Source organism: Actinomyces sp. oral taxon 849 str. F0330, from assembly GCF_000239715.1.
GTDB classification, from domain to species: Bacteria; Actinomycetota; Actinomycetes; order Actinomycetales; family Actinomycetaceae; genus Actinomyces; species Actinomyces johnsonii.
The window spans coordinates 224,226-239,403 of record NZ_JH470351.1 but is presented as its reverse complement, the minus strand read 5'-3'; the positions used below and the strand labels follow the sequence as shown (position 1 = coordinate 239,403).

General features: G+C 67.1%; 15 protein-coding genes and 1 pseudogene. All 16 read right to left on the bottom strand.

The genetic code is table 11. The annotated features are described in order from the left end of the window. A partial coding sequence (locus tag HMPREF0975_RS06885; protein ID WP_009233420.1) for a DNA glycosylase AlkZ-like family protein occupies nucleotides 1-539 on the bottom strand: 539 nt, incomplete at its 3' end. 10 nt (nucleotides 540-549) lie between these two features. After that, the gene (nucS, locus tag HMPREF0975_RS06880; protein WP_009233419.1) at nucleotides 550-1,245 is read right to left on the bottom strand and encodes an endonuclease NucS; all 696 of its coding nucleotides are present in this window, start codon (nucleotides 1,243-1,245) and stop codon (nucleotides 550-552) included. A gap of 240 nt (nucleotides 1,246-1,485) precedes the next feature. Then, nucleotides 1,486-2,265 (bottom strand): TetR/AcrR family transcriptional regulator, encoded by a 780-nt coding sequence (locus HMPREF0975_RS06875; RefSeq protein WP_051263579.1) that lies wholly within the window; start codon nucleotides 2,263-2,265, stop codon nucleotides 1,486-1,488. 78 nt (nucleotides 2,266-2,343) lie between these two features. Then, nucleotides 2,344-4,749 carry a PEP/pyruvate-binding domain-containing protein gene (locus HMPREF0975_RS14815; protein WP_081697306.1) on the bottom strand — a complete coding sequence of 802 codons (2,406 nt, stop codon included), beginning with the start codon at nucleotides 4,747-4,749 and terminating at the stop codon, nucleotides 2,344-2,346. A 683-nt stretch (nucleotides 4,750-5,432) separates the two neighbouring features. After that, complete coding sequence (locus HMPREF0975_RS06855; RefSeq protein WP_009233416.1) at nucleotides 5,433-5,849, bottom strand: DUF2550 family protein; 417 nt, start codon at nucleotides 5,847-5,849, stop codon at nucleotides 5,433-5,435. Between the two features lie 3 nt (nucleotides 5,850-5,852). Continuing rightward, nucleotides 5,853-6,122, bottom strand: a complete 270-nt coding sequence (locus HMPREF0975_RS06850) for a F0F1 ATP synthase subunit epsilon (protein ID WP_009233415.1) — start codon at nucleotides 6,120-6,122, stop codon at nucleotides 5,853-5,855. Between the two features lie 55 nt (nucleotides 6,123-6,177). After that, nucleotides 6,178-7,614 (bottom strand): F0F1 ATP synthase subunit beta, encoded by a 1,437-nt coding sequence (atpD, locus tag HMPREF0975_RS06845; RefSeq protein WP_009233414.1) that lies wholly within the window; start codon nucleotides 7,612-7,614, stop codon nucleotides 6,178-6,180. 93 nt (nucleotides 7,615-7,707) lie between these two features. Next, nucleotides 7,708-8,655, bottom strand: coding sequence for a F0F1 ATP synthase subunit gamma (locus tag HMPREF0975_RS06840; protein ID WP_009233413.1), 948 nt, complete (start codon nucleotides 8,653-8,655; stop codon nucleotides 7,708-7,710). 1 nt (nucleotide 8,656) lies between these two features. After that, on the bottom strand, nucleotides 8,657-10,288 hold the full coding sequence (gene atpA, locus HMPREF0975_RS06835; protein ID WP_009233412.1) for a F0F1 ATP synthase subunit alpha: 1,632 nt from the start codon (nucleotides 10,286-10,288) through the stop codon (nucleotides 8,657-8,659). A 132-nt stretch (nucleotides 10,289-10,420) separates the two neighbouring features. After that, complete coding sequence (locus HMPREF0975_RS06830; RefSeq protein WP_009233411.1) at nucleotides 10,421-11,236, bottom strand: F0F1 ATP synthase subunit delta; 816 nt, start codon at nucleotides 11,234-11,236, stop codon at nucleotides 10,421-10,423. Further along, complete coding sequence (locus HMPREF0975_RS06825) at nucleotides 11,233-11,838, bottom strand: F0F1 ATP synthase subunit B (protein WP_009233410.1); 606 nt, start codon at nucleotides 11,836-11,838, stop codon at nucleotides 11,233-11,235. Before HMPREF0975_RS06825 ends, HMPREF0975_RS06830 begins: the two co-directional genes overlap by 4 nt. After that, entirely contained in the window at nucleotides 11,838-12,047 is a 210-nt protein-coding gene (atpE, locus tag HMPREF0975_RS06820; protein ID WP_009233409.1) for an ATP synthase F0 subunit C, read from the bottom strand. The genes HMPREF0975_RS06825 and atpE overlap by 1 nt, the downstream gene beginning before the upstream one ends. 85 nt (nucleotides 12,048-12,132) lie before the next feature. Then, nucleotides 12,133-13,005 (bottom strand): F0F1 ATP synthase subunit A, encoded by an 873-nt coding sequence (atpB, locus tag HMPREF0975_RS06815; RefSeq protein ID WP_009233408.1) that lies wholly within the window; start codon nucleotides 13,003-13,005, stop codon nucleotides 12,133-12,135. 221 nt (nucleotides 13,006-13,226) lie between these two features. Next, entirely contained in the window at nucleotides 13,227-13,688 is a 462-nt protein-coding gene (locus tag HMPREF0975_RS06810; protein WP_009233407.1) for a hypothetical protein, read from the bottom strand. Further along, nucleotides 13,685-14,935 (bottom strand): MraY family glycosyltransferase, encoded by a 1,251-nt coding sequence (locus HMPREF0975_RS06805; RefSeq protein WP_009233406.1) that lies wholly within the window; start codon nucleotides 14,933-14,935, stop codon nucleotides 13,685-13,687. The genes HMPREF0975_RS06810 and HMPREF0975_RS06805 overlap by 4 nt, the downstream gene beginning before the upstream one ends. Next, nucleotides 14,932-15,178: pseudogene (locus tag HMPREF0975_RS16130) on the bottom strand (L-threonylcarbamoyladenylate synthase); the annotation flags it as partial. The pseudogene HMPREF0975_RS16130 and the gene HMPREF0975_RS06805, both read right to left, overlap by 4 nt.

Here is a 15,178-nt window from a genome sequence, read left to right as displayed (position 1 = left end):
CCCTCGCGCTGGAGCCGCACCAGGAGGTGACGGCGCCGGTAAACAGAGACGTCCTCTCCACGGAAGGCCTCCATGAGGCCGGCCTCCTGCCAGGCCGCCAGCAGCACCGAGCGCGTCAGCGGCCCCTGGTCGTCGATGAGGCCGAGGGCCACCTCGGCGGCGCGCTCGCACAGGGCCGTATCGACACCGTAGTCGGCCTCGCTGCGCCGGACCCAGGCGTCGGTGCGGTGCATGAGGGCGGCCCGCAGCCAGTGGTGGTCCGCGGCGGTGGTGATGTGGACGGTACCGCGCATGGGCCAGGAGCGCACCAGGTCGCCTCGCGCGAAGGCGGCCTCGACATCGGCCGGGGTGGCCGCGGGGGCGCGCACGAGCAGAGCGTGCGGAACGGCGGAGACCTGCTGGCCCTGGATGGCGAGTCTGCCCGCCACCGCCTGGACGACGTCGGACGCGGCGGTGGCGGGGATGAGGCCCTGGGAGATGATGCGGGCCAGGCTCACCTCGCGTGGCAGCGGCGCGGAGGAGTCTCGGGCAGCAGGCACGCTTGTCCCCTCAGAACAGGCGGGAGGCCGGGTCGTCCATGCCGCGCATGGCGTCGTAGTCGAGGGTGACGCAGCGGATGCCGCGGTCCTCGGCCAGGACGCGGGCCTGCGGCTTGATGGTCTGGGCGGCGAAGACGCCTTGGACGGGGGTCAGCAGCGGGTCGCGGTCGAGGAGCTCGAGGTAGCGGGTGAGTTGCTCGACGCCGTCGATCCCGCCGACGCGTTTGATCTCCACGGCCACGGAGCGGCCCTGGGCGTCCTTGGCCATGATGTCGACCGGGCCGATGGCGGTGGGGAACTCGCGGCGCACCAGGCGGTAGCCGGCGCCCAGGACCTCGATCTGCTCGGCCAGGAGCTCCTGGAGGTGGGCCTCGACGCCGTCCTTGGTCAGGCCCGGATCCACGCCGAGCTCGTGGCTGACGTCGGAGAAGGTCTCGAAGACGCGGATGACGAGGCGGTCGTCGGTCTTGGAGGCGCGCACCTCCCAGACCTCGCGCACGCCGTCGGCGGCGGCCTCCTCATCCGGATCGGTGACGGCCAGGCGGGCCGGGGCGCTCATCCAGTTCAGGGGCTTGTAGGAGCCGCCATCGGAATGGACGAGGACCGAGCCATCGGCCTTGAGCATGAGCACACGGGTGGCCCGGGGCAGGTGGGCGTCCAGGCGGCCGGAGTAGTCGACGGAGCAGGAGGCAATAACGAGGCGCACCCGTCCACCCTAGCGGGGCAGACCGAGGCTCGGCGCGACGCCGGGGCCGGCATGCCTGAGCATCGTGTCACCAGCCTGCTGCCCCGCCGTCATCCGGGCACGGCACCCGTACCGGCTCAGGGCCTGTTTCTCAGGCGCGATCCGGGGCCGGGGCCGTCGTACCAGGAGGCTACGACCCTCGCCGTCGATAAGCAGCCGCAAGACTGACGGGACGGGTACTCCGCACGAGGAGCACCCCTCTTATTGAGACCCAGCGGCCTCGCGCTCCTCCCGCCCCTTTCCCGATCTCTCAGCAGGTCGCGTCATAGCGAGCATCACGTCATTCAACTCAGCGACGGCATGGTCGAGTACCTGGAGGACCTCAGGCAGCACTCGCTCACAGTGGGATCGCCCCGGCGCAACAGGTGGCTCAAACAGAGCACGAATCGCACGCGAAAGCACGGCCCGTGGATCGACAGTTTCGAAATCAGCACTGTCCACCATCTTGCCCATGACGAAACCAGTCATTAAGGCATCGAAAACATATGCCTGCTCCAAAGCGTCGGCGTCATCCCTGACAAGTCCCTTCTGCCGCAGCAGAGGCAGCACCCGCAGACACAGTTTCATCGGCATAGACCGATCGAGGGCTTCGCGAGGTTGCTGATGCACTGCGAGTATCCTGCGCAGATACAGATCAGAAGCGATGAGCTCGACCAACTCGCGAGGCCACGAGTCGAGTAGTAGAACCCCCAATCGGGATGGACACAGATCCTCGGGATCACGCACCAACTTGTCACGTACTGCGAGTACCCACTTTAAAGTCTCGTGCGCCAGCAGAGCCAGCAGAAGCTCTTCCTTGCTGGACCAGTACAGATATGCAGTCCCCTTGCCGACGCCGGCAGCCCGGGCGATTTCGGCCACAGTGGTCTTCTGCGGGCCATGCTGACCGACAAGTTCTGCGGCAGCGTTGAGAATTCGTTCAGGCAATGCGGAGACGGCGATCACCGCATCTGTTTCAGACGCACTGATTGGCTGAGGCATACCCATCATTATATTGACGATGCAGCTCCGGGCAGGCCTCCGCTGGCCAGAGTCAGTCACCAACTCGGCGCTCACCGCTCACTGCAGCGGCTCACTATCGGCTCGCACTGCCGTGACAACTCCTGCGGAGCCATCCACCACTATCAGGTCTCCGTCTCGGATCTGCACAGTGGCGTCTCCAACTCCGAGCACAGCGGGAATACCGTACTCGCGGGCGACGATCGCTGCGTGCGACAGAGGACCACCGGCCTCGGAGACAACACCAGCCGCCAGGGAGAACAACGGGGTCCACGAGGGGTCGGTGAATGGGCTCACGAGGATCTCTCCGGGGCCCAGGTTCACGAAGTCTTGGGGACTGAGGATCACTCGCGCCCGCCCAGTAGCCTGACCCGCAGCAGACGGGAGCCCGCGCAGGACCAATTCGTCTCCGAGACGAGCATCGGCTTCGATGGCGTTCGGCTCCGCGGCACAACTTCGACGCCAGGCCTCCTGCGCACGGCCCCGATCACGTCGACGCTGCTCCACCAGGTCCAACAGATCTCCATCTGGTGGGAGGATGAGCGCCCGACGCATCTCGTCTGCATAGAGCAGGAGAATATCCTCGGCCGCCTCCAGGACGCCGCGCGCCAAGAGCCTGTTGGAGATCTCATCGACGATTCTGCGAGCCTGGAAGAACAGTTCCTCAATGAGATAGAGGGTTCCTTCCCTTCCTACATGCATGGCACGCTGTCGTGAGACAGAGCGGTACCAACTCCGTCTCAGGACTGCAGGCAGTCGCATGGCGATGCTCCGCACCGTGGCGGTTCCGGAAACCGCCCTGACATCCGCTCGTCGGTCCTGAGGAGCATCGGCCCCACGCAACTGTGCCGAGATCATCCCCAGGAGATCCTCGGGGCGCTCACGCCATGATCTGGAGGAGAAAGCAAGATAAGGAGCTCCGGCTCTCGCCCCGAAGTCGGTGAGGAAACGGTTGAGGTCTGCGTGAAACTGGTCTCCACCCGGCATTGTGTCAATGTCGTGCAGAAAACGGCGCGGGCCGAGCTCGAGCAGCGCCTTGACCAGCCCGAGTCTGCGCAGCTGGTCTACGAGATGCGAGACTCCTTCATTGGCCTTGGCCGTCACGTAGGGAAGACCTCGATAGAGGTCCTCCTCCAGAATGCCGGCTCGTGGATCCGCCACCGCCGCCAGCCGTCTGGTCAACGAGCGGGTGAGTGCCATGGGGACGAGGTAATTGCGGTAGCGGTCGTACAGGACATGGGCGGCTGCGTCGAGGACTGCATCCAGAAGGTGCATCAGAGCCGCCGAGTCGATTTCGGCGCGTCGATCGATGAGCTTCGCCAAGCGGTTCATTCGTCTGCGGACTGCAGCTTCTTCCTGCGGCCATCGCCTAGGGTCATGGCGCAAACCACGCACCGCGACAACCGGCATACGCAAGAGTCTCAAGGGATGCTGCGGAGGCACAGACACGTTGAGGCGGATGGTGCCATCCGAATGGCTTTGGATGAGAGCCTCCGGATCAGGAGGGTTGATACCGGCGCGATCGAGTACTTGACCTATGGCTTTGATGAGCCGGTGCACAGCGGCCAGATCGAGGGGCATGGGACCTGGCAGGTGCTCAGCCAGGTCGGCACGGATAAAACTTTCCGCACGAGAGCGTGCTGACAGGGGACGCTCGATAGACGGCTCAATCGACTTGACAGGTTCGACCGAATCGGCCTGAGCGGTGATAGGCCTGCTCTGAAGGAGAACGACTTCGCCATCACACAACGCCCACTCGACGTCCTGCGCACTCCCGTAGTGCCTCTCCAGACGCATGCCGATGTCGACCAGACGCAGCAGCTGATCGTCATCGAGACACAGACGGGAGCGCTCGGAAAAGGGGACCCGGGTCTGAACGACTCCCTGCTCTCCTACGTCCATCCTGGTTTTTTTAGACCCTAGGACTCGGCTGACGACTCGGGGCGGGTTGACACTCACAACGAAGGCATCGGGCACGATGAGACCGGAGACCACACTCTCCCCCAACCCGTATGACGCGTTGATGACCACCTTCCCCGGTGCACCAGAGACCGGATCACGGGTGAAAAGCACACCGGAGACATCGGGAGCCACCATCGGCTGAACGACAACGGCGATAGGCGAGACGCCCGTGATCCCCTGGCGTCTGCGGTACTCGATAGCGCTATCACTCCAGACTGAGGCCCAACAGGCACGCACGGCGTCGAAAAGCGCAGATTCTCCACGGACTCCCAGAAGTGTCTCGTGTTGTCCGGCAAGACTGTGGCTCTCGCTGTCCTCGTCCACCCCTGATGAACGAACCGCCACCGCAGGTTTTCCCAACCGGTCGTACGCGGCAGCCAGCGCAGCCTCAAGACCGGACGGAAACGGGAACGGTTCTTTACCACACGGCCCCATCTCTCGATCCCGAATCTGCGAAATCGCAGCGGTGAAGGCGTCAACGGTGACGCAGAAACCATCAGGCACGGGGAGGCCAAGTCCTCGGCATCGCGCCAGAGACGATCCTTTTCCACCGACCCGGAAGCGATTTTGGGCACTGACATCGTCAAGCCAGAGGATCACGGCGTCTCCTTACTCGAAAGCTGCTCACGCAGAGGAACCGCAACCATTATGACCAGATGACCAGATTCGGTCAAACGGTCATTCAAGAGCTCGGCCACGCTCATCGAGCTAGTCCGGAAAGTCGAAGCCGCTGCCCTGCTGGCGCCTCAACGACAGAATCAAGCGCCTCTCACTCCCAAGACACCCACCCCTGCCCGTGTCTCAGATGCCCCGGCACCGAATTGCCTCAGAAGTGAAGAGACACGGCAAACGGTCCGGCCTTACTGCACGGAGGTAAACCGCACTGCACGCACCCTCACCACCGTGGAGCCGACCTCTACATCCTCCAGAAGCGTCCAAGGGTCGTGGAGTGGGGGCGGCCGAGCCGTCGTCGAGCCGATACTCACGCAGCCGCAGCCTCGAGCGCCGTCGAGAACGTACTTCGTGATCGAGGACTGCGATGTCCTACAGATGGCTGGGGGCGGACCTCAGTAGTCTGCGGGAAAACGCAGTTCTCGCGGGAGAAGTACGTCCCCGATCGGACCAGGAAGCCGCGCCCGCCGGGGGAAGCAACGGCGAGACTCGCCGACGGAGGTCGTCAGCAGAACTCAGTAGAGGCTGGGCTGCTCGGGGGCGGCGGACTCCACCCAGGCGACCAACGCCGAGTGCGACTCCTCCATCATGGCCAGGTCGAAACCGTCGGAGCCGGCGGTGGCATCCACGCAGTGAACCTCGACGACGCGTCCCTGCTCGCGGCGCCGCTTGGCCGCGGAAAGCTCCAGGTCCAGGCGCCTCCACACCCGCGAGGGGCGCGTGGACAGGGACATCAGCCGGTACCACTGAAGGGAGTCGAGGCGGAAGGAGGCGACCCCGCTGAGCCAGCGCTGGCCGCCCGGCAACCGCATGGCGCACTCGAAAGAACCGACCTGTCCGGCCAGGTAGCGAAGACGCACCAGGAACCCGCCTGTCAGCAGCACGAGGGCGATGATGCCGATCGTCAGGATCATCCACACGTGCTGCCCCATGCCTCAGGCCTCCGCGTCCTGCTTCACATGGTCGGCGGCGATCGTGATGACGTCATGGTCCACAGAGCAGAACCCGCCGGACACCTCGATCCTGCGCATCTCACCGTCGACGGGACTCAGGCGCACCGGCCCGGAGCCGAGAACAGCCAGGAGGGGCTGACGGCCGGGCAAGACGCCAAGCTCCCCGTTGATCAGAGGCACGGAGACCTGCGTCGCCTCACCGGTCCAGGCCTCGCCCGCCGGCGAGACCACCTCGACACTCAAGACACTCAAGGCCGTGTCCCCTCCTTTCCTGCTCCTGCACCGGGCCTGACCCGCATCCTACGTCTCAGTCCTTGAGCTCGGCGGCGCGACGCTCCAGGTCTTCGATGCCGCCGATGTTGAAGAAGGCCTGCTCCGGCAGGTGATCGTAGTCGCCGTCACAGATGCGGCGGAAGGCCTCGATGGTCTCCGACAGCGGCACGGTGGAGCCGGCCACGCCGGTGAATTTCTCTGCCATGTAGGTGTTCTGGGACAGGAACTGCTCGATGCGGCGGGCGCGCGCCACCGTCACCTTGTCCTCCTCGCCGAGCTCGTCGACGCCGAGGATCGCGATGATGTCCTGGAGCTCCTTGTTCTTCTGGAGGATGGACTTCACGCGGGTGGCGACGTCGTAGTGCTCCTGGCCCACATATCCGGGGGCCAGCAGGCGCGAGGTGGAGGTCAGCGGGTCCACGGCCGGATAGATGCCGCGCGAGGCGATCTCGCGGCTGAGCTCGGTGGTGGCGTCCAGGTGGGCGAAGGTCGTGGCTGGCGCCGGGTCGGTGTAATCATCGGCGGGGACGTAGATCGCCTGCAGGGAGGTGATGGAGTGGCCGCCGGCGGAGGTGATGCGCTCCTGGAGCTGGCCCATCTCGTCGGCCAGGTTGGGCTGGTAGCCCACGGCCGAGGGCATGCGGCCCAGCAGGGTGGAGACCTCGGAGCCGGCCTGGGTGAAGCGGAAGATGTTGTCGATGAACAGCAGCACGTCCTGGTGCTGGACGTCGCGGAAGTACTCAGCCATCGTCAGGGCGGACAGGGCCACACGCAGACGCGTGCCCGGCGGCTCGTCCATCTGGCCGAAGACCAGGGCGGTCTTGTCGAAGACGCCGGCCTCGTCCATCTCGACGATGAGGTCGTTGCCCTCACGGGTGCGCTCCCCCACCCCGGCGAACACGGACACACCGCCGTGGTTCTGGGCCACGCGCTGAATCATCTCCTGGATAAGGACGGTCTTGCCCACACCGGCGCCACCGAACAGGCCAATCTTGCCGCCCTGGACGTAGGGGGTGAGCAGGTCGATGACCTTGATGCCGGTCTCGAACATCTGCTCCTTGGACTCGAGCTGGTCGAAGGCCGGGGGCTGGCGGTGGATGGGCCAGCGCTCGGTGATCTCCAGATGCTCGCCGGGGGCGAGGTTAAGGACGTCGCCGGTGACGTTGAAGACGTGGCCCTTGGTCACGTCGCCCACCGGAACGGAGATCGGCGCACCGGTGTCGCGCACCAGCGAACCGCGTACCAGGCCGTCGGTGGGCTTGAGCGAGATCGTGCGCACGACGTTGTCGCCCAGGTGCTGGGCGACCTCCAGGGTGATCTCGTGGGGCTCCTCGCCGGCGCTGGTGGCCTGGACGGTCGCCTTGAGGGCGTTGTACATCGCCGGGATCGCATCAGGCGGGAACTCGACGTCGACGACGGCGCCGATGATGCGGGTGATGCGTCCCGTCCCGGGGGTGGTGGTGTCAGCCATGTGCGTTCTTCCGTATCTTCCAGAGCTGAGAGGGGGTCCTGCTCGGTGAGGTGAGTCTGTATGGGGTCTCGACGACGTCGGGGGCTAGCCGGCCTATTCGGCCCCCAGGGCATCCGCGCCCGAGACGATCTCGGTGATCTCCTGGGTGATGTCGCCCTGGCGGGCCGCGTTGGCCAGGCGGGTGTAGGTGATGATGAGGTCCTCGGCGTTGTCCGTGGCCGTGTGCATGGCCTGCTGGCGGCTGGCCAGCTCGGAGGCGGCCGACTGCAGCAGGGCGTTGCGGATGCGGGAGCCCATGTAACGGGTCAGGAGTGCGTCGAGCACCTCCGAGGGGCCGGGCTCGAACTCGTACAGCGGCATGGAGCCGCCGTGTTTTTCCGCCAGCTCCTTCTCGAGGGCCTCGTTACCGGCCTCGTCGAGCTCTCCGGCCCCGGCGACGTCGACCACCTTGAGCGGCAGCATCCGGCGCACTTCGGGGACCTGGGAGACCATCGAGACGTAGCGGGTGAAGACGATGTGGACCTCGGCCACGCCGCCGGCCTCGTGCGGCTGGAGGAAGTAGTCCAGGAGGGTGGTGGCCACTTCCTCGATGGACTCGTCGCTGGGACGGTCCGACTGCCCGGTCCAGGAGAACTCGATCGGCGTGCCGCGGAAGCTGAAGTAGCTGTGGGCGCGCCGGCCGAAGGTGAAGATCACCGGCTCCTTGCCGTCCTTGACCAGCTCCTCGATGAGGCGGCCGGTCTCGCGCAGGATGGTGGCCGAGTAGGCGCCGGCCATGCCGCGGTCGGAGGTGACCACGAGGATCGCCACGCGGTTGGTGTCCGTGCGCTCCTGGGTGATGGGGTGCTCATCAAAGCGAGAGTAGGAGCCCAGGGCGGCCACCGCCTGGCTCAGGGCGTGGTCGTAGGGCGAGGCCTCCTGCGCGTTGCGGCGCGCCTGCCCGATCCGGGACGAGGCGATGAGCTCCATCGCCCGGAACACCTTCTGGAGGGTCTGGGTCGATCGAATGCGCTGCTTGTAGACGCGCTGGTTACCTGCCACGTCAGCCCCTCTTGACCACGAGCTGCTCGGCGGTCCTCTCGGCGGCGGGCTCCTCCTCGGGGGCGGCGACCTGGGCGCCGAGCATCTGCTCGCCGGAGGCGAAGGTGCGCCGGAAGGCCTCGACGGCCTTGACGAGAGCCGCGTCGGTCTCCTCGCTCAGCTCCCCAGTGGACTCGATGTCATCCAGGATGTCGGTGTTGCGCCGCAGGTGGTCCAGGAAGGCCTCCTCGAAGGGCAAGACGTCGGCGACGTCGAGGTCGTCGAGGTAGCCCTTGGTGCCGGCCCAGACGCTGGCGACCTGCTCGGCCACCGGGTAGGGCGTGTACTGGGGCTGCTTGAGCAGCTCCATGAGGCGCTCGCCACGGGTGAGCTGGGCGCGGGTGGCGGCGTCCAAGTCGGAGGCGAACATGGCGAAGGCCTGCATGGAGCGGTACTGGGCCAGCGTGATCTTGAGGGTTCCGGCGACTTTCTTCATGGCCTTGACCTGGGCGGCGCCGCCCACGCGGGACACGGAGATACCCACGTCGACGGCCGGGCGCTGGTCGGCGTTGAACAGGTCGGATTGGAGGAAGATCTGCCCGTCGGTGATGGAAATGACGTTGGTGGGGATGTAGGCCGAGACGTCGTTGGCCTTGGTCTCGATGATCGGTAGGCCGGTCATGGAGCCAGCCCCCAGGTCGTCGGAGAGCTTGGAGCAGCGCTCCAGCAAGCGCGAGTGCAGGTAGAAGACGTCGCCGGGGTAGGCCTCGCGGCCCGGCGGGCGGCGCAGCAGCAGGGAAACGGCGCGGTAGGCCTCCGCCTGCTTGGACAGGTCATCGAAGACGATGAGGACGTGCTTGCCCTGGTACATCCAGTGCTGGCCGATGGCCGAGCCCGTATAGGGCGAGAGGTACTTGAAGCCGGCCGGGTCGGAAGCCGGGGAGGCCACGATGGTGGTGTACTCCAGGGCACCGCGCTCTTCCAGGGTGGCGCGCACCGAGGCGATGGTGGAGCCCTTCTGGCCGGTGGCCACGTAGATGCAGCGCACCTGCTTGTTCGGGTCGCCGGTCTCCCAGGCCGCCTTCTGGTTGAGGATCGTGTCCAGGGCGATGGCGGTCTTGCCGGTCTGGCGGTCGCCGATGATGAGCTGGCGCTGGCCGCGACCGATCGGGATCATCGAGTCGATGGCCTTGAGCCCGGTCTGGAGGGGCTCGTGGACGGACTTGCGGGACATGACGCCGGGGGCCTGGAGCTCCAGGGCACGGCGACCCTCGGCCGCGATCTCGCCCAGGCCGTCGATGGGCCGGCCCAGCGGGTCGACGACGCGCCCCAGGTAGGCGTCGCCCACGGGCACGGAGAGGACCTCTCCAGTGCGGTGCACGACCTGGCCCTCGTCGATGCCGTCGAAGGACCCCAGGACGACAACGCCGATCTTGCGCTCCTCGAGGTTCATGGCCAGGCCCGCGGTGCCGTCCTCGAAGGTGAGCAGCTCGTTGGCCATGACGCCGGGCAGGCCCTCGATGTGCGCGATGCCATCGGCGGCGAAGACGACGTGCCCGACCTCCTCGGCGGCGACCTCGGCGGGCTTGTAGGACTCGGCGAACTCGTTCAGGGCCGAGCGGATCTCCTCGGGCCTGATGGTCAGCTCTGCCATCTCGTCTCCTTGCTGGTTGCGTTCTGGGGGCCGGCGGCGCGAGGCGTAGCGGCGTCGGCACGGGGTCAAGTGGGTGAAGTTGTGGGGCCGGCACGGGGCCGGTCCTTGGACCGGTGCGTGCCAGTGGTGTGGCTAGCCCGCCAGGCGGGTTCGTAGCTCGGCGACGGCGCCGCGCACCGTGTGGTCCAGGACGTGGTTGCGGATCATGATGCGCGCCCCGCCGATGACCTCGGGGTCGACCTCGCAGTTGAGGTCGATGCGGTTGCCTAGGCGCAGCTCCAGGATCGTGCGCAGGCGCTTCTCCTGGGCAGTGGTCATCGGGATGGCGGTGACGACGTCGGCGATGATGCGCTGACGCAGCGCAGCGGCCAGCTCGACGACGCGGCGCAGGTTGCGCAGCGGCCCACCCTCGGAGCGGTGGCGCACGCACCAGCGCAGCAGGCTCATGGCCGGGGCGCTGACGTGGGCGGCGAAAACGGCCTCGGCCAGACGGACGCGGGCCTCGGTGCGGGTGCGCCGGGAGGGGGCCAGGGCCTCGCGCAGTTCACGGTCGTTGGCGATCCGCTCGTGGACCTCGAAGAGCTGCTGCTCGATCTCCCCGACGGTGCCGTCGGCGTAGGCTCCGGCGAGGATCGCCTCGATGCCCAGGTCGTGGAGGGCGGAGATGAGGTCGATCGGCTTGGACCAGCGCCCGCGGACCATGGCGCTGAGCAGGTCGACGACGCGCCCGTCCACGGCCCCCTCGAAGAGCCGGCGGGCCAGCGCCACCTTGTCCTCGGGCTCACGGCCCGGGTCGGTCAAGGGACTGGCCAGCGAATGGGCGGCGACCTGGTGGGCCAGGGCGAGAATCTGACGCCCCAGCTCCTGGCCCTCGACGCCCGCCGCCGCGAGCACTGGGCTCCAGGCCTGGCTCACGGTCTCACGGGTGGCTCCGGTGCCGGTTCTCACTGCTTGTCCTTAGCGGCGAAGTCGGTGTTCCAGCTCGCTGTCACCGGTGCGTCAACGCCCTCGACGGGAGGCATGGCCTCGAGCTCGTCGAGGAAGCGGTCGATGACGCGCTCGGACAGGGCCGTGTCCTTGAGCTGCTCGCCGACGATGCGCTCGGCCAGGGTGGAGGCGAGCATACCGACGTCGGTGCGAAGCGAGATCTGCGCGGCCTGCTTGTCCGCCAGGATCTGGCGCTGGGCGCCATCCAGGATGCCGGCGGCCTCGGCCTGGGCGTCGGTGCGGGCCTGGGCGACGATCTCCTTGGCCTCGCTCTGGGCGTTGTCGCGGATGCGAGCGGCCTCACGGCGGGCCTCGTCCACGAGCCGGGCGGCGCGCTTCTCGGCATCGGATTGGTCCTGCTTGGCCTTGTCGGCCAGGTCGAGGCCCTCCTGGATGCGCCGGGCGCGCTCGTCCAGCACGGCGTAGAGCCGGGGCAGGGCGAAGCGACCCACCACCAGGAGAATGAGCAGGAGGACGACCGCCGCCCAGAAGATCTCGTAGAGCGGGGGCAGGATGAAGGCAGTGCCTCCTACCTGCCCGCCCTCGGCAGCCAGGGGAAACATCACTTGACGACGAGCGGCAGGACGAAGCCGATGAGGCCCAGGGCCTCGACCATGCCCGCGCCGATGATCATGTTGGTGAACAGGCGTCCGGCCACCTCGGGCTGACGGGCCGTGGCCTCCTGGGTCTTGCCGACCAGCAGGCCGATGCCGATGCCCGGGCCGAGCGTGGCCAGGCCGTAGCCGACGTATGCGAGCGCGGTGAGGGACATATTCAGTTCCTTACTTTCTGGCGCCGGGTGGCGCAGGTGGGGGTCGGTGGGTCGAGAAGAGTCTGAAACGACGCGTCCGTGCCGTCTAATGCGCCTCGATGGAGAGCTTGATGTAGACGGCGCTGAGGATGGTGAAGATGTAGGCCTGGAGAACCGCGACGAAGACCTCGAACATTGTTACCACGATCATGGCGGCGCCGGTCAGGAGGCTGATCGTCGAGGAGGCCTGAAGGTGCAGTAGCAGGCTGGTGGTGCCGAAGAAGGTCATGCCGAGCAGCAGGTGGCCGGAGACCATGTTGCACAGCAGACGCAGGGTGAGCGTCACCGGGCGCACGATGAAGTTCGAGAGGAACTCGATGGGGGTGATGAGCAGATACATCGCCTTGGGCAGGCCTGGGGGGAAGAGCTGGGAGGCGAAGAAGTGCCCCGCGCCCTGCTCCTTGATCCCGGCGCCGATGAAGGTGATGTAGGTCAGGGCGGCGAACACCATGGGGACGGCCACCACGGAGGAGGCGGCGATATTCAGGCCCGGGATGATGCCCGACAGGTTCATCGCGAGCACCCCCAGGAAGAGGGTGCCCAGCAGAGGCGCGAAGCGGCGGCCGTTCTTGTTGCCCAGGAGCATGAGGGCAACGTTGCTGCGCACGAAGTCGGCAATGATCTCCAGCAGCGCCTGGCCGCGTCCGGGAACCATCTTGAACTGGCGGGCGGCGGCCACCCCCAGCGTCAGGCACAGGAGGCCCCCCATGACAAGACGGACGAAGGTAAGGCGGTTGAACTCCAGGAGCGTGCCCCGTCCGACGATCGCCTCGGGGAAGAAATCTTCGACGCCGGGCGAGTGGGGGTGCTGGGTGAAGGCGGGTACAGCGGTCAGCGCGATGACCGCGACCAGGAGGACCAGGAGCACCCAGTACCACAGCGGTTTGACGAACGGCTTGGCGTCAGCCGCCCGCGGCACGGCGACGTCGTCGGCTGCCGTGCCGTTCTCGGTGACGGTGTTGGTGGACAGGAGATCCTCCCAATGTCTCTCACGCTTCGAGGTTTGACCTTAAGTCTGCCCCGGCAGGCCTGCTAATCACTGGCAATGCTAACGCCTAGGGATGACTCAGCGAAGCGAACCCGGCCCGTCCCAGTAGACGAACACGGCCCGGGAGGCCCGCAACCGAGCCTCAGCAGCGATCAGGAGTCGTCAGTCGAGTCGCCGTTCATCGGCTCAACCGCAAGGATCGGCGCCTGCGTCAGCACAGTCGCCTCCGAAAACATGCCTACCAGGATCGCAATGATGAGTGAGACCCCAATCACTCTGCTGTCGAGGCCCAGCGCCCGACCCCCCAGCAGTGCCACAGCCAGAATTGCGACTTTTCCAAGGTATCCACCGGCCATCCAGGCCACGAGGGCCCCCATGGAGGAGCGGACCATGTGGTCCAGGAACCACCAGGTCGCGGTCAGGAGCACCGTCGTCGAGCCCGCCGCAACCGGCAGCGTGCCCAGCGGGCGGGCCACTGCGCCGCGGGAGCCGGCGATGAGGCACCACAGGGCCTGAGCTGCCACTAGGACCACGGCGGCCACGATGAGAATCCGGCGCAGGCGGGCGGCGGCATCCCTTAGGGCGGAGGCGTTGGCGCTCGTCGATCTGCTCACTGGCGCGTCCCTTCAGATGACCCGGACTGAGCCGGCACGGCGGCCCCTTGCGGCGCCTGTCCCTCGGCCGGGCGCGTCACCTCGCCGGTTCCCGAGACGTTGCGGGAGATGACGATCCGTTGTCCCTGGCGGTCCTGGCGTCGGCGCAGCGCCGAGCGCAGGCCGTGGCGCACCCCGGGCATGAGGTCGACGGTGACGACGAAGGCGAACAGGATCGCGATGGCGGCCCCCACCATGACCCATGGCAGGGGGAAGAAGGCCATGGCGGCCACGGGGAAGGAGGCGACGGCGGCCCACAGGTACATGACCAGAACGGCGCGGCGGTGGGAGTGCCCGGCGGCCAGGAGCCGGTGGTGCATGTGCATGCGGTCGGGGTGGGTGGGGCTCAGGCCCTTCCTGGTACGGCGCACGATCGCCATGATCATGTCGGTCAGGGGCAGCAGGAGAACGGCCAGCGGCAGGAGGATCGGCATGAAGGCGGGAAGGGCGCGGGAGCCGTCGAAGCTGCCGGGGTCGATCTGCCCGGTGACGATGATGGTGGAGGCGGCCGAGACCAGCCCCAGCTGCATCGCCCCGGAGTCGCCCATGAAGATGGTGGCCGGGTTGAAGTTGTGGGGCAGGAAGCCCAGGCACACGCCGATGAGCGCGGCCACGATCGTGGCGGCCAGGGAGCTGTAGGAGCCGGGGCTCGTGGCTCGGGTGAGGACGTAGGTGTACAGGAAGAAGGCGGTCGAGCCGATCCCGACGACGCCGGCCGCCAGCCCGTCGAGCCCGTCGACGAAGTTGACGGCGTTGATGGCGGCCACCACGACGATGACTGTGGAGATGAGGGACAGGCGCGAGGAACCGATGGTCAGCCCCGCCACGGGGAAGGTGAGGAGCTGGACGCCTTGCCAGGCCATGACGCCGGCTGCCAGGATCTGTCCGGCGAGCTTGGTCATCCAGTCCAGCTCCCACAGGTCGTCGACGACGCCGAGCAGGCACACCAATCCCGCTCCCAGGACCACCGCCCAGGCGCTGGAGTCGATGACGTCGGAGAGGTAGGGGATCTGAGAGGCCACGCTGATGGCTGAGAACAGGCCGAAGAACATGGCCACCCCGCCCAGGCGCGGGATGGGGGTGGAATGGACGTCGCGGGCCCGCACGGGGGTGAGCGCGTTGCTCACGAGGGCGATGTGCCGGATGATCGGCACGGCGACGTAGGTGGCCACGGCGGCGATGGCCATGACCAGGAGGTAGACCCTCACGCCCCCACCTCCGCCCTGTTCCCCGCTGCGTCCGCCACCGGTCCGGCGAGGTCGATGCCGGCCGTCCGCTCCAGCTCCTCCTGCGCTAAGACCCCCTGGCGCAGGATGCGGGGGGCGCGGGCGCATGGGCCAGCGAGGGAGACGATGGTGGAGGGGACGGGACCGGGGGTGGCCCCGCCGTCGAGCAGAAGGATGTCCCCGGACGCGAGGGCGCCAGCGCCCTGGGCGCTCAGGGCCTCCTCG

Excerpts from the sequence above, each read along its gene's own strand:
- HMPREF0975_RS06855 (WP_009233416.1), bottom strand. The coding sequence starts at position 5,849 with ATGGGGCAGCACGTGTGGATGATCCTGACGATCGGCATCATCGCCCTC.
- atpA (WP_009233412.1), bottom strand. The coding sequence starts at position 10,288 with ATGGCAGAGCTGACCATCAGGCCCGAGGAGATCCGCTCGGCCCTGAAC.
- HMPREF0975_RS06825 (WP_009233410.1), bottom strand. The coding sequence starts at position 11,838 with ATGTTTCCCCTGGCTGCCGAGGGCGGGCAGGTAGGAGGCACTGCCTTC.
- atpE (WP_009233409.1), bottom strand. The coding sequence starts at position 12,047 with ATGTCCCTCACCGCGCTCGCATACGTCGGCTACGGCCTGGCCACGCTC.
- HMPREF0975_RS06875 (WP_051263579.1), bottom strand. The coding sequence starts at position 2,265 with ATGCCTCAGCCAATCAGTGCGTCTGAAACAGATGCGGTGATCGCCGTC.
- atpD (WP_009233414.1), bottom strand. The coding sequence starts at position 7,614 with ATGGCTGACACCACCACCCCCGGGACGGGACGCATCACCCGCATCATC.